Source organism: Streptomyces sp. NPDC007991, from assembly GCF_042958445.1.
GTDB lineage: Bacteria > Actinomycetota > Actinomycetes > Streptomycetales > Streptomycetaceae > Streptomyces.
Genome location: NZ_JBIBJD010000003.1, coordinates 271,604 through 293,018, shown reverse-complemented (window position 1 = coordinate 293,018; position 21,415 = coordinate 271,604). Strand labels below are relative to the sequence as shown.

General features: G+C 72.8%; 19 protein-coding genes. 6 read left to right on the top strand and 13 right to left on the bottom strand.

What is annotated here, in order from left to right; all coding sequences use genetic code 11:
• The first annotated feature begins 14 nt into the window (after positions 1-14).
• Entirely contained in the window at positions 15-1,055 is a 1,041-nt protein-coding gene (locus ACFZDA_RS09775) for a helix-turn-helix domain-containing protein (RefSeq protein ID WP_391077562.1), read from the top strand.
• Here ACFZDA_RS09775 and ACFZDA_RS09770 read toward each other — a convergent pair.
• The 3 genes from ACFZDA_RS09770 to ACFZDA_RS09760 form a co-directional block, all read right to left on the bottom strand.
• Positions 1,045-2,094, bottom strand: coding sequence for an alcohol dehydrogenase catalytic domain-containing protein (locus tag ACFZDA_RS09770; RefSeq protein ID WP_391077560.1), 1,050 nt, complete (start codon positions 2,092-2,094; stop codon positions 1,045-1,047). The genes ACFZDA_RS09775 and ACFZDA_RS09770 overlap by 11 nt on opposite strands.
• Positions 2,094-3,242, bottom strand: coding sequence for an acyl-CoA dehydrogenase family protein (locus ACFZDA_RS09765; protein ID WP_391077558.1), 1,149 nt, complete (start codon positions 3,240-3,242; stop codon positions 2,094-2,096). Before ACFZDA_RS09765 ends, ACFZDA_RS09770 begins: the two co-directional genes overlap by 1 nt.
• A 114-nt stretch (positions 3,243-3,356) precedes the next feature.
• Complete coding sequence (locus tag ACFZDA_RS09760) at positions 3,357-4,274, bottom strand: SDR family NAD(P)-dependent oxidoreductase (protein ID WP_391077555.1); 918 nt, start codon at positions 4,272-4,274, stop codon at positions 3,357-3,359.
• 105 nt (positions 4,275-4,379) lie between these two features.
• Between ACFZDA_RS09760 and ACFZDA_RS09755 the strand changes: the two genes are divergently transcribed.
• Positions 4,380-5,306 (top strand): cyclase family protein, encoded by a 927-nt coding sequence (locus tag ACFZDA_RS09755; protein WP_391077553.1) that lies wholly within the window; start codon positions 4,380-4,382, stop codon positions 5,304-5,306.
• A gap of 432 nt (positions 5,307-5,738) precedes the next feature.
• Here ACFZDA_RS09755 and ACFZDA_RS09750 read toward each other — a convergent pair whose 3' ends face one another.
• From ACFZDA_RS09750 to ACFZDA_RS09735, 4 genes are all read right to left on the bottom strand, one after another.
• The gene (locus tag ACFZDA_RS09750; protein WP_391078553.1) at positions 5,739-6,215 is read right to left on the bottom strand and encodes an ATP-binding protein; all 477 of its coding nucleotides are present in this window, start codon (positions 6,213-6,215) and stop codon (positions 5,739-5,741) included.
• Positions 6,216-6,658: 443 nt separating this feature from the next.
• Entirely contained in the window at positions 6,659-7,540 is an 882-nt protein-coding gene (locus ACFZDA_RS09745; RefSeq protein ID WP_391077551.1) for an acyl-CoA dehydrogenase family protein, read from the bottom strand.
• 2 nt (positions 7,541-7,542) lie between these two features.
• Positions 7,543-8,676 carry an acyl-CoA dehydrogenase family protein gene (locus ACFZDA_RS09740; protein WP_391077549.1) on the bottom strand — a complete coding sequence of 378 codons (1,134 nt, stop codon included), beginning with the start codon at positions 8,674-8,676 and terminating at the stop codon, positions 7,543-7,545.
• Positions 8,676-9,872, bottom strand: coding sequence for an amidohydrolase family protein (locus tag ACFZDA_RS09735; protein WP_391077547.1), 1,197 nt, complete (start codon positions 9,870-9,872; stop codon positions 8,676-8,678). Before ACFZDA_RS09735 ends, ACFZDA_RS09740 begins: the two co-directional genes overlap by 1 nt.
• A gap of 89 nt (positions 9,873-9,961) precedes the next feature.
• Between ACFZDA_RS09735 and ACFZDA_RS09730 the strand changes: the two genes are divergently transcribed.
• Positions 9,962-11,464 (top strand): AMP-binding protein, encoded by a 1,503-nt coding sequence (locus ACFZDA_RS09730; protein WP_391077544.1) that lies wholly within the window; start codon positions 9,962-9,964, stop codon positions 11,462-11,464.
• A 19-nt stretch (positions 11,465-11,483) separates the two neighbouring features.
• Here ACFZDA_RS09730 and ACFZDA_RS09725 read toward each other — a convergent pair whose 3' ends face one another.
• The gene (locus ACFZDA_RS09725) at positions 11,484-11,996 is read right to left on the bottom strand and encodes an EF-hand domain-containing protein (RefSeq protein ID WP_391077542.1); all 513 of its coding nucleotides are present in this window, start codon (positions 11,994-11,996) and stop codon (positions 11,484-11,486) included.
• 168 nt (positions 11,997-12,164) lie between these two features.
• On the bottom strand, positions 12,165-12,545 hold the full coding sequence (locus ACFZDA_RS09720) for an STAS domain-containing protein (protein WP_020272191.1): 381 nt from the start codon (positions 12,543-12,545) through the stop codon (positions 12,165-12,167).
• Positions 12,546-12,907: 362 nt separating this feature from the next.
• On the opposite strand from ACFZDA_RS09720, the gene ACFZDA_RS09715 reads away from it, so the two are divergent.
• Together ACFZDA_RS09715 and ACFZDA_RS09710 are read left to right on the top strand one after the other, a co-directional pair.
• Positions 12,908-13,489, top strand: a complete 582-nt coding sequence (locus ACFZDA_RS09715; protein ID WP_391077540.1) for a sigma-70 family RNA polymerase sigma factor — start codon at positions 12,908-12,910, stop codon at positions 13,487-13,489.
• The gene (locus ACFZDA_RS09710) at positions 13,486-14,757 is read left to right on the top strand and encodes a zf-HC2 domain-containing protein (protein WP_391077537.1); all 1,272 of its coding nucleotides are present in this window, start codon (positions 13,486-13,488) and stop codon (positions 14,755-14,757) included. Before ACFZDA_RS09715 ends, ACFZDA_RS09710 begins: the two co-directional genes overlap by 4 nt.
• Before the next feature lie 77 nt (positions 14,758-14,834).
• On the opposite strand, the gene purU is transcribed toward ACFZDA_RS09710, so the two are convergent.
• Complete coding sequence (gene purU, locus ACFZDA_RS09705) at positions 14,835-15,716, bottom strand: formyltetrahydrofolate deformylase (RefSeq protein ID WP_391077534.1); 882 nt, start codon at positions 15,714-15,716, stop codon at positions 14,835-14,837.
• Positions 15,717-15,762: 46 nt separating this feature from the next.
• Positions 15,763-16,263: a hypothetical protein gene (locus tag ACFZDA_RS09700; protein ID WP_391077532.1), complete on the bottom strand. Its 501-nt coding sequence runs from the start codon at positions 16,261-16,263 to the stop codon at positions 15,763-15,765.
• A gap of 117 nt (positions 16,264-16,380) precedes the next feature.
• On the opposite strand from ACFZDA_RS09700, the gene ACFZDA_RS09695 reads away from it, so the two are divergent.
• Positions 16,381-17,694 (top strand): ABC transporter substrate-binding protein, encoded by a 1,314-nt coding sequence (locus tag ACFZDA_RS09695; protein ID WP_391077530.1) that lies wholly within the window; start codon positions 16,381-16,383, stop codon positions 17,692-17,694.
• A gap of 12 nt (positions 17,695-17,706) precedes the next feature.
• On the opposite strand, the gene ACFZDA_RS09690 is transcribed toward ACFZDA_RS09695, so the two are convergent.
• Positions 17,707-19,158: a hypothetical protein gene (locus tag ACFZDA_RS09690; RefSeq protein ID WP_391078550.1), complete on the bottom strand. Its 1,452-nt coding sequence runs from the start codon at positions 19,156-19,158 to the stop codon at positions 17,707-17,709.
• Between the two features lie 806 nt (positions 19,159-19,964).
• A complete protein-coding gene (locus tag ACFZDA_RS09685) occupies positions 19,965-21,350 on the bottom strand; it encodes a transcriptional regulator (protein WP_391077527.1) in 1,386 nt (461 codons plus the stop codon).
• Positions 21,351-21,415 lie beyond the last annotated feature (65 nt).

Here is a 21,415-nt window from a genome sequence, read left to right as displayed (position 1 = left end):
GCTAGGATCGGGCCATGACATCGGCCAGCCACTCCGGTCCGGCCCCGGATCCGGCCGCAGGCTTCCGGCCCCACCGCGTCGTCGTCCTCGCCCTCGACGGACTGCTCCCCTTCGAACTGGGCATCCCGCACCGCATCTTCGGCCGCCCCCAGGACGCCCTGGGGCGGCGCCTGTACGAGGTGGTGACCTGCTCGGTCCGGGCGCCGGGCCCCGTCGGCACGGACGCCGACTTCGCCATCCACGTCGCGCACGGACCGGAGGCCCTGGCCGAAGCCGACACGGTCGTCATCCCGTCGTCGTACCGGCTCGGCCCGGTCCACCGCGAGGGCGTGCTGACCGACGAACTGGCCGCCGCCCTCGCCCGCGTCCGGCCCGGCACCCGGCTGGCCTCCATCTGCACCGGCGTCTACGTCCTCGCCGCGGCCGGCCTCCTCGACGGCCGCCCCGCCACCACCCACTGGGCCGACGCCGCGCGCCTCCAGCGGCTCTTCCCCAGGATCCGGGTCGACCCGGACGTGCTGTTCATCGACGACGGCGACGTGCTGACCTCCGCGGGCGTCGCCGCCGGCATCGACCTGTGCCTGCACATCGTGCGCCGCGACCACGGCGCCGCCGTCGCCAACGACGTGGCCCGCCGTACGGTCGTACCGCCGCACCGCGACGGCGGCCAGGCGCAGTACATCGAGCGGCCGGTGCCCGATCCGCAGCAGGCCTCCACCACCACCGCCCGCACCTGGGCCCTGGGCCGTCTCCACGAGCCGATCCAGCTGCGCGACATGGCCGCCCAGGAGTCCATGTCGGTGCGCACGTTCACCCGCCGCTTCCGCGAGGAGACCGGCGTCAGCCCCGGCCAGTGGCTCACCCAGCAGCGCGTGGAACGCGCCCGGCACCTGCTGGAGACCACCGACCGCTCCGTCGACCAGGTGGCCCGCGACGCGGGCTTCGGTACGGCCCAGTCGATGCGCCGGCACCTCCAGGCGGCGCTCGGTGTCACGCCCACCGCCTACCGGCGCACCTTCCGGACCGCCAGAGACAAGGGGGCCGTCAGAACGTGAGGACCGCGCGCGCCACCCGCCCGGCCTCCGCGTCCGCCGCCGCCTTCTCGAAGTCCTCGACCGGATAGGTCCGGGTGACGAGTTCGTCGAGCAACAGCCTGCCCTGGCGGTACAGCTCGGCGTACAGGGCGATGTCCCGCTGGGGTCGGGAGGAGCCGTAGCGGCAGCCCAGGACGGACTTGTCGAGGTACATCGACGAGACGCGGAAGGACACCTCGGCCGTGGCCGGCGGCACCCCGAGGAGGACCGCCTGGCCGTGCCGGTCCAGCGCGTCGATCGCCTGCCGGATCAGCTCCACCCGGCCGACGCACTCGAAGGCGTGGTCCACGCCCGTGGGCAGGATGTCCCGCAGGCCTTGCGTCGAGGTGAGGAAGTCCGTCGCACCGAAGCGGCGTGCCACCTCCTCCTTCGCGGGGTTGGCGTCGACGGCGACGATCCGCAGGGCGCCCGCGAGCCGCGCCCCCTGCACCACGTTCAGTCCGATGCCGCCCGCACCGATCACCAGGACACTGTCGCCGCGGTCGACCCGCGCCCGGTTCAGCACGGCGCCCACCCCCGTCAGCACCCCGCATCCGATGAGCGCCGCCGACGCCATGGGGACGTCCTCGGGGATCCGGACCGCCTGGACGGCCTTCACGACGGTGCGCTCCGCGAACGCCGAGTTCGCGGCGAACTGGTGGACCGGCAGGCCGGCGTGCCGGAACGGCCGGCCCGGACGCCCGATCGCCTGCCGGCACATCGTCGGGCGTCCCCGGTCGCACTCCGCGCACGTACCGCAGTTCGCGAGTGTGGACAGCGACACGTGATCCCCGGGCGCGACATGGGTGACGCCCTCCCCCACCGCCTCCACCACACCCGCCCCCTCATGGCCCAGCACCACAGGAACCGGGAAGGGTATGGTCCCGTCCACCACCGACAGGTCGCTGTGGCACAGCCCCGCCGCCGAGATCGCGACCCGCACCTCCCCCGGCCCCGGCTCCCGCACCTGAAGATCCGTGACGACCCGGACCTGCTTCCCGTCGAAGATCACGCCTCGCATCACGCGGCTCCCTTGGGCTCCCTGGGCAGACCGAGCACCCGCTCGGCGATGATCGTGCGCTGGATCTGGTCCGAGCCGCCGTAGATGGTGTCGGCCCGGGAGAAGAGGAAGAGGTGCTGCGCCGCGTCCAGTGCGTACGGCGACGCCGGCGACCAGTCCCCGGGACCGGCGCTCGCCGCCGCGCCACGCACCAGCACCGCCAGCTCCCCGAGCCGCTGATGCCAGCCGGCCCACAGCAGCTTCGCCACGCTCGGGGCGCCCGCGTCACCCGAACCGCCCAGGGTGCGCAGGGCGTTCCAGCGCATGGTGCGCAGCTCGGCCCACTGCCGTACGAGCCGTTCCCGCACGACGGGATCCGTCACCGCGCCCGACTCCACGGCCGTCCGCACCACGCTGCCCAGCTCCTCGGCGAACCCGATCTGCTGAGCCAGCGTGGACACGCCCCGCTCGAAGCCGAGGAGGCTCATGGCGACGCGCCAGCCGTTGCCCGCACCGCCGACGACCTGCTCCGCGCGCGCCCCGTCGAAGAAGACCTCGTTGAAGTCGCTGGTGCCCGTCAGCTGCCGGATGGGCCGCACCTCGATGCGGCCCGGCTGGTCCATGGGGACGAGCAGGAAGGTCAGTCCGTGGTGCCGCTGGGAGCCGGGCTCGGTGCGGGCGAGCACGAAGCACCAGTCGGCCTCGTGCGCGAGTGACGTCCAGATCTTCTGCCCGGTGACGCGGTAGGCACGACCGTCCGCCTCGGGCACGGCAGCGGTACGGACACCGGCCAGGTCCGAGCCGGCGCCGGGTTCGCTGTAGCCCTGGCACCAGAGTTCCTCGCCGGCGGCGATCGGGGGCAGGAAGCGGGACTTCTGCTCCTCGGTGCCGTGCGCGATGAGCGTGGGGGCCAGGAGGTTCTCACCGATGTGCCCCGAGCGCGGGGGCGCGCCCGACCGCGCGTACTCCTCGGCCCAGACCACCTGTTGGGTGAGCGTGGCGGTGCGGTTGCCGTACCCGCCCGCCCCCCACCCGATCCCGATCCAGCCGGCCGCCCCGAGGGTGCGTTCCCAGGAGCGGCGGTCGCTAGCGCCCTTGGCATGCGCGGCCAGCCAGGCCCGAGCCTCGGCACGAAACTCCTCGTCTTCTTGCACGAACCCGAAATCCACGGTTGCCGCCCTCGCTTCGATGACTGGGCTTGAGATGAGGTGCCCTAGGGGCGCGGGGAACTGCGCGACAAGCCCCCACGCACCCGCAGCCGCCGTACGACCCCCGCCCCCGAGCTACTGGGCGTTCGGCCGTTCCCCTTCCCGCGCCGCCCGCTCCATCTCCCGCACCCGCTCCAGCATCGGCATGGGATCCATCCCCACCGACCCCGGCAACACCTCCGCGATCCGCTCCGGCGTCCACGCACCGCCCTCGGCGTACACGGCCCGCAACTCCCTCGGCTGCGCCCACACCGCGATCTTCGCCCCGGCGACGGTGTACACCTGCCCCGTGATCCCCTGCCGGGAGGCCTGCTCCGACAGCAGATACACCACCAGCGCGGCGACATCCTCCGGCTCCCCGATCTCCGCCAGTTCCATCGGCACCCCCGCGGACATCCGCGTACGCGCGACCGGCGCCACCGCGTTCGCGGTCACCCCGTACTTGTGCAGCCCCAGCGCCGCGCTGCGCACGAGCGAGATGATCCCGCCCTTGGCCGCGCTGTAGTTGGCCTGCGACACCGACCCCTGATGGTTGCCGCTGGTGAAGCCGATCAGCGTGCCGGCGCGCTGCCCCCGCATCACCGCCGAGGCGGCCCGGAACACGGTGAACGTGCCCTTCAGATGCGTCGCGACGACCGCGTCCCACTCCTCCTCGGTCATGTTGAACAGCATCCGTTCCCGGAGGATCCCGGCCACGCAGACCACTCCGTCGAGCCGCCCGTACGACGACAGCGCCACGTCGACGACCCGCTGCCCGCCCGCCATCGTGGAGATGTCGTCGGCGACGGCGACGGCGTCCCCGCCCGCCGCCTGGATCTCCTTGACCACGGCCTCGGCGACCGCACTGGTCGGACAGGCGCCGTCGACCGCCACGCCGTAGTCGTTGACGACGACCTTCGCGCCCTCGGCCGCCGCCGCGAGCGCGACCGCCCGGCCGATGCCCCGGCCGGCGCCGGTGACGGCGACCACCTTGCCTGCCAAGAAGTTCCCCACGCCCGGCCCCTTCCCGTCCCACGGTTTCTGACGGACCGTTAGATTTGCAGACCTCCAGATTCTACGACCCGTCAGATACGGGAACACAAGCCCCGGGGAGGACTCGTGTCGCTGCCGGACGCGTTCCACGACATCGCCGAGCGCGTGAACAACTGGGGACGCTGGGGAGCCGCCGACGAGCTCGGCACACTGAACCTGATCACCGACGAGGTCGTACGGGAGGCCGCGGCGACGATCCGCACCGGTCGCCGGATCCCGCTCGCGCTGCCCCTCGGGCGCGACGGCGTCCAGACGGGGATGATCCCGGGGCGGATCGACCCGCTGCACGTCATGGTGCAGATCAACCAGGAGCTCTTCGGCCCGGGCACCGTCGCGTGCAGCGACGACGCCGTGACCATGGGGCTCCAGGCGGCCACCCACTGGGACGCGCTGCCGCACGTCTCGCACTCGGGCAGGCTCTACAACGGTCGCCCGGCGCACTCCATCACCCCGCACGACGGCGCCGAGTTCAGCGGCATCGACAAGGTCCGGCACCTCGTCTCCCGCGGCGTGCTGCTCGACGTCGCCCGGGCCCGGGGCACGGACCGGCTCGACGGCGGGCACGCCGTCACGCCCGAGGACCTGGACGTGGCCGAGGACCTGGCCGGTACGCGCGTGCGGGCCGGTGACATCGTGCTCGTACGGACGGGGCAGGTCCAGCTCTGCCTGGCCGGGGACCGGCACGCGTACGCGTATCCGTCGCCGGGGCTGTCGATCCGGACGCCGGAGTGGTTCCACGCACGCGACGTCGCGGCGGTCGCCAACGACACCCTCACCTTCGAGGTGTTCCCGCCCGAGGTGGAGGACCTGTGGCTGCCGGTGCACGCCCTGCATCTCGTGGAGATGGGGATGCCGCAGGGCCAGAACTGGAATCTCGAAAAGTTGTCCACAGCCTGTGGAGAAACGGGCCGCTACGCGTTCCTGCTGGCGGCGACACCCGAGCCGTTCACGGGAGCGACCGGCTCTCCGGTGGCCCCGGTCGCCGTCCTGTAGGGCCAGGACCAGGCCCGCACGCCAGGCCGCCATCCGCCCCAGGAGGCTGGATGGCGGCGCCGCGCCGCTCGCCCCGAGCACGGCAGCGCGCGCCGCCACCCGACTCCGGCGCTCCCGCCCCGGCTCCCGTGGCCCTGAAAACAGGGAGCCGACGCCGAATCACGACTCACACTCGCCGAGGGCCGCCGTCGCCGGCCCTCGCCGTCCCCTCACGGCGAATCGCTGCACACAAGCGTGAGCAAACGGTCACGACCCGTCAACACCCGTTCGGGGATTTGTGGCTTATGCGGCTTTCACCGTGGGCGCGCACGGAAGCACGTCCCGGCGCATCGCCGCATGCCATGACGACAACGGAGGCCCCGCCTGCGACCGCGCCCCGGCCCGGCCGCAACACCGCGCGGCATGTGCCGCCGTACACCGCCCCACGCCGGCTCACACGGCCTCGTAGGCCAACCCCTCCACGGCGGCCCCGCCGCCGTACGCCGCCGCGCCACCGCACCCCGACGTGACCTCGGGCGACTTCGCACACCGGTCCAGTTCGCACCAGATGCGCTTGCCGGTGCTCTCCACGCTCCAGCCCCAGCGGTCGGCGAGGCCGTCGACGAGGGCGAGGCCCCGGCCGCCGGTCGCGTCGTCGTCCGCGCACCGGGGTACGGGGGCCCGGCCGCTGCGGTCGGCGACCTCGAGGCGGACGGTGACCTCCTCGGCCATCGCGTGCGGCAGGGACAGCCGCACCACGGCGGGCCGGCCGGTGTGCACCACGGCGTTGGTGACCAGCTCCGAGACGAGCAGGATCACGGTCTCGGCGAGCGGCTCGTCGGCCTGTATACCCGACCCGGCCAGGCGGGAGCGGGCCCACCGCCGGGCCCGCCCCACCTCTGCGGGGTCGGGCCGGATCTCCAGCTGCACTTGAAGCACCTGCACCGCTCACACCATCCGAACCGGCGGACACTTAGGCTCGCGCCTCACGAAGGCCACGATCGTAGCCATTTTCTGCATGGCCAGAACAACGGCCGGGACAAGGATCACGGAACGTGAATCCCTTGTGGGACAGCATGGTTGACGTACAGTCACCCCAACAAGCGCTTCGGGCATATTCCAGCGCGAAGGAGTACCCGTGCGGCATACTGTGCGACGCTCGCCGCGGGGAGTCGAACAGGCGGCGTTACCGGGTCGTACCGCGCTCAGAACCACTCGCATCTCACACAAGGTACCGGAGCCCGCAGCCGACTCCGGGCCGTGACGAGTCACTCCGGGGGCACCGGCCGACATCAACGCTCCGTGATCACGCACTGCCACGATCCGCGACATCCCCGCGGGCACGTTCGGTGACACCGCAGCAAGGCGGCCCGTCAGGCCGCTCCGGCCGCCAGAGCGGCCGCGAGAATCTCCTCACTCTCCGTAACTCCCCCCGCACGCTGGGTTCGAACCCATGCGCGTTTCAGATGGAGATGGACCTCGGACTCCCAGGTGAAGCCCATGCCGCCGTGCACCTGGAGACAGTCGCGGGCGCCTCGCACGGCGGCCTCGTCGGCGAGCAGACGGGCGGCGGCGATGTCGACCGGGTCGGCGGTGACGGCCGCCGCGTACACCGCCGCGCGGGCCGTCCGGGACCGCACCAGCATCCCGGCGCACAGGTGTGCCACCGCCTGGAAGCTCCCGACGGGCCGTCCGAACTGTTCGCGCGCCCGGGCGTGTTGCACCGCCAGTTCGCCGACGCGGCCGGCCGTGCCGAGCTGCTCGGCGGCGGTGAGGAGGACGGCGACCGGGTCCGGGTCCGCCGCCGTGCCGCCGGGCACGCGGTGCAGGGGCGTCAGCGGGTCGAGGGAGCGCACCGGCACGGCTCCGGCGGCGTCACCGCGTACGACGTCGGCCTGGGCCGGCCACTCCACGAGCCCGCCGTCCACGGCCGCGACGACCGTCTCCCCGGTGGCGGCTCCCGGCACCACACCGGCCGCGAGATGGGTGGCGGCCAACGGACCGGGCAGCAGCACCCGCCCCGCCTCCTCGAACACCAACACCGCCTCCGGCAACCCGAGTCCCACCCCGCCCTCGGCCTGAGGCAACCGCAGCGCGAAGAACCCGGCGTCGCCGAGGGCCCGCCACAGCCCCCGGTCGAGCCGGGCGGGCCCCTCGGCGGCGGCCCGCAGCGCCTCCCCGTCGAAGTGCCGCGCCAGCAGCTGCCGCATTGCGTCCCGCAAGGCCCGCTGGTCCTCAGTCAGCCGGAAGCGCACGGTCACCGTCCCTTCGGCAGGCCGAGGATCCGCTCGGCGATGATGCCGTGCTGGATCTGGGAGGTGCCGGCCGCGATGGTGTACGACAGGGAGGACAGGCGGTCCAGCGTCCAGGGGCGGTCGAGGTCGAGGCAGTCGGCGCCCAGCACCTCGGCTGCGGCGTCGTAGAGCTCCTGGCGGGCGTGCGAGTACCGAAGCTTGAAGACCGAGCCTGCGGCGCCCGGCACGCCGCCCGACGCCTGCGCGGCGCTGACGTTCCACTGCGTCAGCCGCCACAGAGCCCGGAACTCGGCGTGCAGCCTGCCCAGCCGGCGCCGCAGCGCCGGGTCGTCCCAGCGGCCGTTCTCGCGGGCGGCGACGGCCAGTTCGCCGAGGACGCGGCGGCAGGCGACGACCTCGCCGGCGAAGGCCGTGCCGCGCTCGAAGGACAGCGTCACCATGGTCACGCGCCAGCCGTCGTTCTCGTCCCCCACCCGGTTCGCCACGGGCACCCGCACCTCGTCGAGGAAGACCTCGGCGAACTCGGCCGAGCCGGCGAGCGTGCGCAGCGGCCGTACGGTGATGCCGGGCGCGTCCATGGGCATCGCCAGCCAGGTGATGCCCCGGTGCCTGGGCGCCTCGGGATCGGTGCGCACCAACAGCTCGCACCAGTCGGCGACTTCCGCGTGGGAGGTCCAGATCTTGGAGCCGGTCACCACGTAGGCGTCGCCGTCGCGCCACGCGCGCGTGCGCAGGGCCGCGAGATCGGAGCCGGCGTCCGGTTCGCTGAAGCCCTGGCACCAGACCTCCTCGCCGCGCAGGATGGGCGGCAGCCAGCGCGCCCGCTGCTCGTCCGTGCCCTCGGCGGCGATCGTCGGCCCCGCGTGCAGCAGCCCCACGAAGTTGGCGCCCACATAGGGCGCGCCCGCCTTCTCCGTCTCCTCCAGGAAGATCAGCCGGACGGCCGGGGAGGCGTCCCAGTGGACGCCGGCGTATCCGGCGTCGTGGAGCCTGCGCTGCCAGCCGAGGTCGTAGGCCCGCCGTCCGGGCCAGTCGTCGGGGGACGGCTTGGGCGGGAGGCCGGGGAGCGTCTTGGCGAGCCAGTCCCGCAGCCGGGCCCGGAACTCCTCCTCCTCGGGCGTGTCCGACAGGTCCATCAGCGGTCGAGGTCCAGGTCCAGCATCCGGATGGCGTTGCCCCGCATCAGCTTGTACACCGTCTCGTCGTCGAGGCCCTTGACGTGGTCCAGGGCGACCTCCTTGGTGTGGGGGAAGGTCGAGTCGACGTGCGGGTAGTCGGTCTCGAAGGTGGCGTTGTCGCGGCCGACCGCGTCGATCGAGGCCACGCCGTGCTTGTCGCGGAAGAAGCAGCAGAAGATCTGCCGGTAGTAGTAGGTCGACGGCGGCTCGGGGACGGTGTCGCGGACGCCGCCCCAGGCGCGGTGCTCCTCCCAGACGTCGTCGGCGCGCTCCAGGGCGTACGGGACCCAGCCCATCTGGCCTTCGGAGTAGGCGAGTTTCAGGTGCGGGAAGCGCACCAGCACGCCGCTGAAGAGGAAGTCCATCATCGAGGCCATCGCGTTGTTGAAGCTGAGCGAGGCCTGGACGGCGGGCGGGGCGTCCGGGGAGGCGGCCGGCATCTGGGACGAGGACCCGATGTGCATGTTGACCACCGTCCCGGTCTCCTGGCAGACCGCGAAGAACGGGTCCCAGTAGCCGGAGTGGATGGACGGCAGCCCGAGGTGGGTGGGGATCTCGGAGAAGGTGACGGCCTTCACCCCGCGCGCGGCGTTGCGCCGGATCTCGGCGACCGCCAGGCCGACGTCCCACAGCGGGATCAGGCACAGCGGGATGAGCCGCCCGCCGCTGTCCCCGCACCACTCCTGCACCATCCAGTCGTTGTAGGCGCGCACGCAGGCCAGGGCGACCTCCTTGTCGTGCGCCTCGGCGAAGGTCTGGCCGCAGAAACGGGGGAAGGAGGGGAAGCAGAGGCTGGCCTCGACGTGGTTGAGGTCCATGTCCTCCAGCCGCGCCTTGGGGTCCCAGCAGCCGCGCCGCATCTCCTCGCGGGTGATCCCCTCCAGGGTCATCTCGTCGCGGTCGAAGCCGACGGCGGCGATGTTGCGCTTGTACGGGAACTTCAGGTCCTCGTAGACCCACCAGTCGGTGGGCGGGCCGTCCGGGTCCATGGTGATGCGGTACTTGCCGCCGACGTAGGCGAGTTCACCGATCCCGGCGGTCAGCGCCTTGGGCCCGCGGTCGCGGTACTTGGCGGGCAGCCAGGTGTCGAAGAGGTGGGCGGGCTCGATCACGTGGTCGTCGACGCTGATGATGCGGGGCAGTTCGGTCGCCATGGGTCCCCTCCGCCGGACGGTACTTATCTGATGCATCGTCAGATAGCATCCCACCTGACGACCCGTCAGCCAAGCAGCAGGGGGCAGCCGTGACCGAGACCCCGCACGCCCTGAGTTCGTCGCGCACCCTGTGGGAGCTTCTCGCCCGCCGCGCCGCCCTCACCCCCGGCCGCCCGCTCTTCCTCCAGGACGACCGCGTGCTCACCTTCGGCGCCCTGCGTGCACGTGCCGAGCGGGTCGCGGCCGGCCTGTACGGCATGGGCGTACGCCCCGGCACGGTCGTCGCCTGGCAGCTGCCCACCCGGATCGAGACGGCCCTGCTCTCCTTCGCGCTGGCCCGCCTCGGCGCCGTGCAGACGCCGGTGATCCCCTTCTACCGGGACCGCGAGGTCGGCTTCGCGCTGCGCGAGTCCAAGGCGGAGTTCTTCGCGGTGCCGGGCGTGTGGCGGGGCTTCGACCACGCGGAGATGGCCCGGCGGCTCGGCGCGCGGGGCGTCTTCGAGGCCTACGACGACCTGCCCGACGGCGATCCGTCCGTGCTGCCTGCCCCGCCCTCCGACGGCACCGCGGTCCGCTGGATCTACTGGACGTCCGGCACGACCTCCGACCCCAAGGGCGTGCTGCACACGGACCGTTCCCTGCTCGCGGGCGGCTCCTGCCTCGCCCACGCGCTGCGCCCCTCGGCGGGCGACGTGGGGTCGATCGCCTTCCCCTACGCCCACATCGGCGGGCCCGACTACACGGTGATGCTGCTGCTGTACGGCTTCCCGGCGGTGCTGTTCGAGCAGTTCGCGCTGCCGGACGCGCTGGAGGCGTACCGCGGGCACGGTGTGACGCTGGCGGGCGGGTCGACGGCGTTCTACTCGATGTTCCTGGCGGAGCAGCGCAAACAGCCGGGTGTTCCGGTCGTCCCGTCACTGCGGCTGCTGGCGGGGGGCGGGGCGCCCAAGCCGCCGGAGCTGTACCACGCCGTCGTGCGCGAGATGGGCGTGCGGCTCACCCACGGCTACGGCATGACCGAGGTGCCGATGATCACCATGGGGTCGCCCGGCGACACCCCCGAGCAGCTGGCGACGACCGAGGGGCGGCCGCCCGAGGGCATGGAGATACGGATCGTGGACGGGGAGGTGCGGTTGCGCGGCGAGGCGGTGTGCCGGGGCTATCTGGACCCGGGGCAGACGGCCGAGGCCTTCGACGAGAACGGGTTCCTGCGCACCGGCGACCTCGGGCGGCTGACGGAGACCGGGCACCTGGTCCTCACCGGCCGGCTGAAGGACGTGATCATCCGCAAGGGCGAGAACATCTCGGCCCAGGAGATCGAGGACCTGCTGCACCGGCATCCGGCGGTCGGGGACGTGGCGGTGATCGGGCTGCCGGACGCGGCGCGCGGGGAGCTGGTGTGCGCGGTGGTGGAACAGCCGCCGGGCGCCGAGCCCTTGACGCTCGCTGCCGTGACCTCCTTCCTGCGCGCCGAGGGACTGTCCGTGCACAAGCTGCCGGAGCGGCTGGAGGTGGTGGACGCCCTCCCGCGGGGCGAGACCCTGCGGAAGGTGCTGAAGTACAAGCTGCGCGAGCGTTTCGCGGGCACGTGACGCCCGGCGCCGGGGGTGGCTACTCGGGCACGGTGAAGTAGCGGGCGAAGGCGGGGACGACCTCGGCCTCGCCGACCTTGCCGTCGCCGTCCGCGTCGAGCGCGGCGGCGGCCGGGCCGGCGATGTCCTCGGGGACACCCAGGCACTTCAGGACGCGGGCGGCCTCCTCGACCGTCGCGGCGCCGTCACCGTCGGTGTCGACGACGTCCAGGGCCGCGTGCAGGAAGGGCCGGGCGATCTCGGCGAACCGGTCGGGGTTGTCGCGCAGCCGCTTGACCGCGCCGCCCACGAACTCCTCGCGCGTGATGCGCTGGTCGCCGTCGCGGTCCGCTATCCCGGCCATGCCCTGCCAGAACGCCTCGGCTCCGCCGTAGAGCGCCTGCCCCTTGTCGGACCGGGCCGCGACGGCGAACTCCGTGAGCAGCGCCTTGGCCGCGCCGTAGAAGTCCTCGCGGTCGATGTAGCCGTTGCCGTCCTGGTCGAAGGTGGCGAACCGGGCGGCGATCCTGCGCTCGTACTCGCTGCTGGCCATGTCTCTTTCGGGCCGCCTTACGTCGGGTGGGGTGCGTCTGGCTCGGAGCCTACGACGGAGGGGGCCGTCCGGGCGCGGGAAAACGTCCCTTGTGCCAAGACCGGGGGAATTCCGGGACACGAGCGTGCCGGAACGGCGACATTCGCCCTACCGTGCGTCACCGGCTCCTCACGCGGACAGGGGTTCACCCTCGTCGCCCAGGGCCGCGTCCACATCGCCGTACACGTCGAACAGCCTGCGAACGCCCAGCGCGCCGAGCACCCGGTTGACATGCGATCCGTCGGCCGCGCCCCGGGCGGGCAGTACCAGCCGCAGTCGGCCCTGGCAGGAGCGGATCAGCCGGCGGGCGGCGATGAGCACGCCGACGCCGCTGGAATCGCAGAAGAACACCTCGGACAGGTCCAGGACGAGACAGTGATGCCCTTCGGCCACCGCGTCGTGCACACGCTGACGCAGCACCGGCGACGTCACCAGATCCAGCTCGCCCGACACCTGGAGCACGGCCCATTCGCCCTGCTCGCCGCCGGTCACTTTGAAGGTCACCACCACGCCCTTCGATCGCCAAAACGGAAGCAGTCCCTACGCTTCCTTGCAGCGCGGCTGCCCAGCGGCCGTTCCCTGAAACACAACCCGAAAAACGGATCCCTCGGAGAAGAGGCTTGTTTTAGTCGACTTCGATCCTGTTCGATCCTCTTCAGTCAGGTCTGATCGGAGGAGGGTGGGGTAGGCGCGGCCCGAGGGCACCCGGCGCGAGCCGCCGGCGGTCCCCTACCACCTGCGGCCGGTCAGGGGGCGCACATTGCCACAAAGGGGCGTGCGCTACCGGACGTGCCGACTACATTCGGGGAGACGCCGGACACAGGCTGGACAGGGCACGGGCGCGGGACACGAGCAGGGGGTGAGGGGGCCGCATGGCGAAAAAGGACGTACCGCCTCGCTGGGACCGCAAGATGCAGCAGCGGCTCGCCCGCGGGGAGGCCGCCGCCCTCGGCGAGCTCTACGACCGGTTCGCCTCCCTCGTGCACGGCCTCGCCCACCGCGTCCTGGGCGACGAACGCGCCGCCGACGGCATCACCCGCGAGGTCTTCGTCCACGTCTGGGAGCACCCGGACACCTACGACCCCAAGCAGGGCCCGCTGCGCACCTGGGTCGCCACACTGACCCACCGCCTGGCCGTCCAGCGCCTGCGCGCCACCGAGACCGCCGCGCTCGCCCGCGAGGGCTCCGGCTCGGCGGAGGAACTGGAGCGCACCGTGCGCCGGGCCTCGGTCGCCGCCCGCGCCGACTACATCGTCCAGTCCATGCCCGTCCCGCTGCGCGCGGCCCTGGAACGGGCCTACTTCCAGCGCCGCGACTACCGCCAGACCGCCACCGACCTCGGCATCACCGAGGACGAGGCCCGCCGCCGCCTCCGCCTGGGCCTGCAACTCCTGGCCACCGCCCACGACTCCGAGGCACCCGGCGCACCGCCCGGATACGGGGGTGCGGTGTGAGCGGGCCGGACCGGTTCGAGGCGTACGAAGGCGATGAGGAGGAACCGGGGCGCCCGCCGCGGATCCCCACGCCCCGGGTCTCCGTCGAGGACAGCGGGCTGCCGTTGCCCGCTCTGGAGGAGCCCGGTGACGCGACAGAGCCGCCGCCCGCACCGCCCGTGTTCGAGCACCCCGTGCTGAAGGCCCTGCTCGGTGCCTGGGCGCTGGCCGCGTGCTCGGCTCAGGAGGCCACGGCCGTCGAGGAGCACCTCGGCGAGTGCGGCGCGTGCGCCGACGAGGCCCGGAGGCTGCGCGAGGCGGTCGGGCTGCTGCAACGCCCCGACAGCCTCGACCTGGACCCGGGCCTGCGCACCCGGGTCCTGGAGTCCTGCCTGGAGCGCCGCCCGCCGCGCATCCCGGTGCCTGACTGGGCCGCCGCGTACGACACCGAGACCGCGCGCCTGGACGCCCTGCTCCAGGACTTCGGCGACGCCGAGTGGCACGCGCCGGTACGGCTGCGCTGGTTCCGGGGCGACGAGGCCACCAGCCGCCGCACCACCGTCGCCGGCGTCATCGCGCACCTGCTCAGCGTGGACGGGCTGGTCGCGGTCGCGCTGGGCCTCGACGACCCGCTCGGCGACGTCCCGTCCCGGCGGCCGACCCCGGCGGCCCGCACCGAGGCGTACTGGAACGCCTCCCACTTCCCGCCCACCCGGGCCGTGCGGGCGCCCTGGCGGGAGCAGAGCCACCACCTCGTCCGCACGGTGTCCTTCACGGGCGGCGGCGCCGGCGGGCTGCCGGTGCCGTACGGCGACTTCGAGCTGCCCCTGCACGACGCGATGCTCGACCGGGCCTTCGAGTGCTGGGTGCACGCCGAGGACATCGCGAACGCGGTCGACTACCCGTACGACCCGCCCTCGCCGCGCCATCTGCACCGCATGATCGACCTGGCCGCCCGCATGCTGCCCGACGTCCTGGCCGACCGCCGCCGGGGCGGCCTGGCCGCACCCGCCCGCCACCGCCATCTCGTGACGGCGGGCGAACCGGGCCGCAGCCTCCGCCTGGAGATCGAGGGCTCGGGCGGCGGCGAGTGGCTGATCCCCCTCGACTCCCCCGCGGCGAAGGGCTCCGCCGAGCACGAGGTGGCCCACGTGGCCCTGGACGGCGTCGAGTTCTGCCGCCTGGCAGCCGGCCACGTGCCCCCGCAGGAAGCGGCGGCGGGCCAGGTGGGAGACAGAGCGGCGATCAGGGACGTCCTCTACGCCGCCGCATCACTGAGCAGGATGTGAGTGACTCAGGGACGCGGGGAACTGCGCGAACAGCCACAGACACCCGCACTCGCGACCAAACGGAACACCCCGAGTTCCTAGGCGAAAATCACAGTCCGCCGCCCATTGAGCAGAATCCTCCGCTCGGCATGCCACTTCACGGCCCGCGCCAGCGCCCGGCACTCCACGTCCCGCCCGATCGCGACCAGCCCCTCCGGCATCACGTCGTGCCGAACCCGCTCGACCTCCTGCTCGATGATCGGCCCCTCGTCGAGAGCGGCCGTCACATAGTGAGCCGTCGCACCGATCAGCTTCACACCCCGGGCGTGAGCCTGGTGATACGGCTTCGCACCCTTGAAGCTCGGCAGGAACGAGTGGTGGATGTTGATGATCCCCCCGGCGAGCGCCTTGCACAGGTCGTCCGACAGCACCTGCATGTACCGCGCGAGCACGACCAGCTCGACACCCTCGTCCCGCACGATGTCGAGCAGCCGGGCCTCGGCCTCCGGCTTCGTGTCCTTCGTCACCGGGATGTGGTGGAAGGGGATGTTGTAGGAGCCCACCAGCTCCGCGAAGTCCGTGTGGTTGGACACCACACCCGCGATCTCCACCGGCAACGCCCCGGTCCGCGCCCGGAACAGCAGATCGTTCAGGCAGTGCCCGAACTTGCTGACCATCAGCAGGATGCGCATCTTCTCGTCGGCCCGGTTGATCTGCCAGTCCATCTGGAAGGAGTCACCGATCGCCGCGAAGCTGGCCCGCAGCTTGTCCAGGCTCACCGGCGCCTCGGCCGAGAAGTGGACCCGCATGAAGAACAGTCCCGTGTCGTGGTCGCCGAACTGCTGGCTGTCCTCGATGTTGCAGCCGGTCATGAACAGATAGCTCGACACGGCGTGCACGATGCCCTTCCTGTCCGGACAGGAGAGGGTGAGGACGTACTGGTCGGCCGGGGCCGCGGCGCTGGTGGACTGCTCGTTCATGCAGGACAGGTTCCCACAAGCCACGAGAGCACCGGCAATCGTCCCGCTACGCGGACCTCGTCATGATCCGCAGCACCTCCAGGCTGCGCGGCGGCGCGTCCGGCTCGTCGCCGTCGCTCACGGCCAGCCGGACATGGGCGTCCCGGGCCGCCTGGACGGCGTCCGGCCACGCCTGGTGCTCCAGGTACGCGGCGACCGGCGCGTCCGGCCCGACCTGGTGCATGATCCGCAGCACCCGCAGCACGGCGGTGTCGACGAGGGCCGCCTCCTGCGAGTCGCGGAAGATCGTGCCGACGTACTTCTCGGCGGACCAGTGGTCCAGCCAGGTGTCCTCGACCAGCCGGTACACCGCGTCGGTCACGTCGCCGTAGCCGTCCACGCCGGCCAGCCAGACGTCCCGCTGGAACACCGGATCGGAGAGCATGTGCAGCGCCGAGCGCACGTTGCTGCGCCAGCGCCACCACGGCATGTCATTGACAGGCATGCCGCCCATGGTGGATGAGCGACGGCCACGACGGGAAGAGTTCTCCGAAGCTTGCACGGTCATCGATCGTACGTTCCCCTTCACATCGGTCACACCGACCCCTGTAATTCACCTGCGCGACACCGATCGTTGACCGGAGATCACTCCCGGATTAGCCATGTGACGGAATCGTGCGGAACCATGACCGGCAGGCGACGCAAGCGCAGCACATTCCTCCCCGGCCTCCTCACCCGTCACGCCAGAACCGGCGTCCTCTCCGCGGGCACGGCGGTCGCGTGCGCGTCGCTCCTCGCCGGCTGCGGGGTCGTCCCCGGCACCACGGGGGATGCCGGGGGCGACCCGATCACCGTCATGACCTGGGCCCCGCAGGACACCAAGGCCACCAACAAGCCCGGCATGCCCGCCTTCGCCCGCGCCTACGCCCGCTGGGTCAACGCGCACGGCGGGATCAACGGCCGCAGGCTCGACGTGCTGACCTGCAACGAACACAACGACAACGTGGCCGCCGCCAAGTGCGCCCGGCGGGCCGCCAAGGAGAACGTCGTCGCGGTCGTAGGATCCTACAGCCAGCACGCCGACTCCTTCTTCCCGTCCCTCGAGGGCGCGGGCATCCCCTACATAGGCGGCTACGGCATCACCAACGCCGAGTTCACCAGCCCGCTGTCCTACCCCGTCAACGGCGGCCAGCCGGCGCTGCTCGCCGGGCTCGGCAGCGCGCTCGCCGGCGACTGCGGGCCCGTGGCGCTGATCCGGCCCGACACCATCACCGGCGACCAGCTGCCCCCGCTGCTCGACTCGGGCCTGAAGGCCGGCGGGCACCGGCCCGCGCGGGACCAGCGGGCGGCGGAGGACGCCACCGAGTACGACGGCCAGGCCGGGCGGGCGCTGGAGACGACCACCACCGACCCGTCGAACCGGGGGTGCGTGGTGCCCGCGCTCGGGGACCGCAACGGCACCTTCATGGACTCCTTCCGCCGGGCCCGCGAGGACTATCCCGACGTACGGACGGCCACCGTGCTCGGCAGCGTCGACCAGACGGTGATCGACGCGACCGGCGGGGCGTCGGGGCCGTACGAGGGCTCGTACATCACCGGCTGGTACCCGGTGGCGAGCGATCCCCGCTGGGACGCGATGAAGCGGGTGATCAAGGAGGAGGCCTTCGACGACAACAGCATCGACCCCGCGGACGCCGGAGTGCAGACCACCTGGATCGCCTACACCGTGTTCCGCAAGGTCGTCGAGTCGCTCGGCGGCGGTGAGGTGACCGCCGACACCGTCGCGGAGGCCCTCGACGACGGCCTCCGGGTCAGCACGGGCGGGCTCACGCCGACGCTCCAGTGGCGGTTCCAGGACAAGCTCGCCGCCGTCGGCTTCCCGCGCCTGGTCAATGCGAACGTGACCCTTCAGGTGGTGCGGGAGGGACGGCTGGTGTCGGCGCGGAAGGGCTTCGTCGACACGACGAGGACCCTCCAGAACGCCGACGTGAACGAATAAGACCCGGTCACCTCACAGCTGCGTGGGCTGGCGCTCGGTCAGGCCGTACTTCTTCGCGATGCCGTTCCACAGGCGGGCCGCCTTCGCCTTCTCGGTGCTGGCGACACCGCTGGCCCGGTTGCCGGCCTGCGTCTGGCCGGTGACGCGGGCCTGGCCCTTCTTGCAGCCCTTCTTGCCCGCGGTCTGGTCGGCCCAGGCCGCGTAGTGGTTGTCGGCCGAGGCGGAGGCCTGCCACGCCTTGGTGAGGGCGGTGGTCAGCGCGGCGTGATCGGGCAGCTTGTCGACCGCGATGCCGGAGAGCCGCGTGACCAGCTGGTTGCGCTGCCTGGCCGCGTCGCGCAGGTCCTTGGCGGCCTGGGCGAGGTTGTCACAGCCCTTCACGTCGGCCACCGCGTTGATCACCGTGCTGCGGCTGTCACCGCTGTCGGCGAGCAGCTTGTCCAGCTCCACCGCCTGCGCGCGGGCCGGGTCGGCGGACGGCGAGGCGGACCCCTCCGTCGCGGGCGCGGAGGCGGCCACGGTCTTGTTGTTGTCGCCGCCGTCGTCGTCACCGCCTCCGCCGCCGGCGATCAGCGCGCCGGCGCCGATGCCGAGGACGGCGATGCCGATGCCGACGGCCGCGATGACGGGCAGGCGCGAGCCGGTCCGGCCACCACGGCCGCCCCGCCCGCCGCCGGGCGGGGCGTAGGAAGTCTGCGGCTGCGGCTGCGGCGGCTCGAAGCGGGGCATCTGCTGGGTGGCCGCGGCCGGGCTCTCGGCGCCGGGCTCACTGCGGAAGAGGTTCTCGAACCCGGCGGGCGGCTGCTGGCCCCCGCCGGGCACCGGCGGGATGTACTGCGTCGCCTCGGCGTCCGGGTTCGAGGCGGGCGGCAACGGCCCGGTCCCCAGGAACCGCGTCGCCTCGGAGTCCTGCTCGGCGGGCATCTCGGGCGGCAGCGCACCCGGGCCCACCGGGGGTATGTACTGCGTCGCCCCTTCGTCGGCGGGGGTGGCCGCGACGGGCGGCAGGTACTGGGTCGCCCCCTCGTCGGCGGCCGGGGGCAGGGGGGCGCGCCCGGCAGCGGGGCCGTACGCGTCACTCTGCTGGACCGGCTGCCCGCCGGCAGGCCCGTACGCACCGGAGGCCGGAGGCAGGGCGCCCCCGACGGGAGGACCGAACGCGCCGGACTGCTGCGGCTGCTGTCCCCCTGCGGGGCCGGATCCGTACGCGTCCAACTGCTGAGGCTGCTGTCCGGATCCGTACGCGTCGGACCGTTGAGGCTGTTGCCCACCGGTGGATCCGGTCCCGTACGCATCGGCCTGCTGCGGCGACTGCCCACCCGCGGGGCCGACCCCGAACGCACCGGACTGCTGGGGCTGCTGCCCAGCGGGGCCGGCCCCGAACTCGCCGGACTGCTGGGGCTGCTGCCCGCCTGCGGGGCCGGATCCGTACGCGTCGGACCGTTGAGGCTGCTGCCCACCGATGGATCCGGTTCCGAACGCATCGGCCTGCTGCGGCGACTGCCCACCCGCGGGGCCGGTCCCGAACGCACCGGACTGCTGGGGCTGCTGCCCGGCGGGGCCGGTCCCGTACCCGCCGGTCCCCTGAGGGCCCGCTGGGCCGGCGGGTGGGTTGTACGCGTCGGAATGGTGTGGCGGCTGCCCGCCCGTGCCCTCCGGCGGCAGCGGGCCGCCCGCGGGTGCGCCGTAGGAACCGGCGTACGGGTTCGGGGGCCGGGTGCCCTCCGGGGGGAGCTCGCCCGGGCCCGGGGTGCCGGGGGCGGGGTGCCGGGCGTCCCAGGCCGGAGGCTCCGTCCACTGCTGGGGCGGTGGGGACTGCCAGCTCTGGCCCGGCTGCGGGGGCGGGGACTGCTGGTCGGGGCCCCACGGCTGGCCCCAGGTCTGGCCCTCGGCGGGGGCGGAGGCCGGGGCCTGTCCGGTCGGGGGCGGGCCGGACCGGCGCCCGGAGGGAGCGTCACCGGCTCCGCCCGTCATGCCCGGCAGCAGGGGCTCGCCACCGTCTGAGGGCAGCACGATGCCTTCGCGCGCGGGGCGCGCCGAGGGCTCCTCGCCCTGTCCACTCTGCGTCACCGGGACTCCTACTTATGGGGGACCTTGTGAATCGTCGGGTCACGCTACCGGGTCCCCTGAGCCCCGTGCCACGCAGCACAGGACGCGACCTCCTGCCCTGTGAGCGCGGTAACAAAACCGGGTCACGGCCCGCCGCCCCCGTCACCTCCTTCCCGTCAAGCGGCCGTTCCCGTACGTTCACGCATCGGCGGACCCTGTGTTCACGCCGCCGCCTGGAGGTCCAGCCGCGCCCCGAACTCCCTGACCACCGCCTCCTCCCGGTACGGCTCCAGCCGCTGCTGGAAGTCCTCCAGATACTCGGCACCCCGGTTGGAACGCAGGCTCTCCAGCAGTTCGACGGCCTTCATGCCCGTGCTGCACGCCTCTTCGATCTCACGCTGCTGCACCTGCGCCGTGGCCAACAGCACATAACCGATGGCCCGGCGGCGCACCCGCGTCTCGGGATGCCCGGCCAGCGACTCCTGCGCGCACCGCGCCGCCGCCTCGGCCTGCCCCAGGTCCCGGTGGCAGTGGGCCAACTCGTCGGCGAGATAGGCCTCGTCGAAGTGCGCGATCCACGCCGGGTCGTCCCCGGTGTCCGCGTCGGCCGCCTCCAGGGCGCTCACCGCCCGCCCGGCGCTGGACTGGGCGGCGCGCGCGTCGCCCAGCAGGGCGTGCCCGCGCGCCTCCGCCGCGTGGAACATCGACTCCGCGCGCGGCGTCACGCGCCCCCGCGCCCCCTCTTGCGCCGCCCGCGCCAACTGCGCGATCTCCCGCGGGCTCCCGAGTTGCGCGGCGAGGTGGCTCATGGAGGCGGCGAGCACGTACCCGCCGTAGCCGCGGTCCCCGGCCGCCTGGGCGAGCCGCAGCGCCTGGATGTAGTAGCGCTGGGCCAGACCGGGCTGCCCGGTGTCCACGGCCATGTACCCGGCGAGTTCGGTCAGCCGGGCCACCGCGGCGAACAGGTCCCGCCCCACCGCCTCCCGGTACGACCCCGCCAGCAGCCCCGAGACGACGCTGTTGAGGTAGTGCACGACGACCGGCCGGACATGCCCGCTGCCGTACTGGTGGTCGAGATCCACCAGCGCCTGCGTCATGGCCTGCACCGCCTGCACGTCGGACTGCCCGACCCGCGGCCCGGCCGAGCGCGCCACCTGGCCGTCGGGTGCGGAGATCAGCCAGTCACGGCTGGGCTCGACCAGCGCGGAAGCGGCGACGGAGGAGCCGGACAGGAAGTCCCGCCGCCCCACGTCACTGCGCCACAGCTCGCAGACCTGCTCGATGGCCCCCAGTACGGTCGGCGAGAACTGCAGACCCACCCCCGAGGCGAGGTTCTTGCCGTTGGCCATGCCGATCTCGTCGATCGTGACCGTACGGCCGAGCTTGCGGCCGAGCGCCTCGGCGATGATCGCCGGGGCCCGTCCCCGCGGCTGCTGCCCGCGCAGCCAGCGCGCCACCGACGTCTTGTCGTAGCGCAGGTCGAGACCGTGCTCCGCGCCGCACATGTTGACCCGGCGGGCGAGGCCGGCGTTGGAGCATCCGGCTTCCTGGATGAGCGCCTGGAGCCGTTCGTTCGGCTGCCTGGCGACGAGCGGCCTTGCGGCCATGGCGTACCCCCTGTGGCTGCGGTGCCTGCCCACGCACCGAGTTGACGTGTCTTCCGCGGCCGGGG

Coding starts and splice junctions, on each gene's coding strand:
- ACFZDA_RS09775 (WP_391077562.1), top strand. CDS start 15: ATGACATCGGCCAGCCACTCCGGTCCGGCCCCGGATCCGGCCGCAGGC.
- ACFZDA_RS09770 (WP_391077560.1), bottom strand. CDS start 2,094: ATGCGAGGCGTGATCTTCGACGGGAAGCAGGTCCGGGTCGTCACGGAT.
- ACFZDA_RS09740 (WP_391077549.1), bottom strand. CDS start 8,676: ATGGACCTGTCGGACACGCCCGAGGAGGAGGAGTTCCGGGCCCGGCTG.
- ACFZDA_RS09735 (WP_391077547.1), bottom strand. CDS start 9,872: ATGGCGACCGAACTGCCCCGCATCATCAGCGTCGACGACCACGTGATC.
- ACFZDA_RS09725 (WP_391077542.1), bottom strand. CDS start 11,996: ATGGCCAGCAGCGAGTACGAGCGCAGGATCGCCGCCCGGTTCGCCACC.
- ACFZDA_RS09715 (WP_391077540.1), top strand. CDS start 12,908: ATGGCGAAAAAGGACGTACCGCCTCGCTGGGACCGCAAGATGCAGCAG.
- purU (WP_391077534.1), bottom strand. CDS start 15,716: ATGAACGAGCAGTCCACCAGCGCCGCGGCCCCGGCCGACCAGTACGTC.
- ACFZDA_RS09700 (WP_391077532.1), bottom strand. CDS start 16,263: ATGACCGTGCAAGCTTCGGAGAACTCTTCCCGTCGTGGCCGTCGCTCA.
- ACFZDA_RS09695 (WP_391077530.1), top strand. CDS start 16,381: ATGACCGGCAGGCGACGCAAGCGCAGCACATTCCTCCCCGGCCTCCTC.
- ACFZDA_RS09685 (WP_391077527.1), bottom strand. CDS start 21,350: ATGGCCGCAAGGCCGCTCGTCGCCAGGCAGCCGAACGAACGGCTCCAG.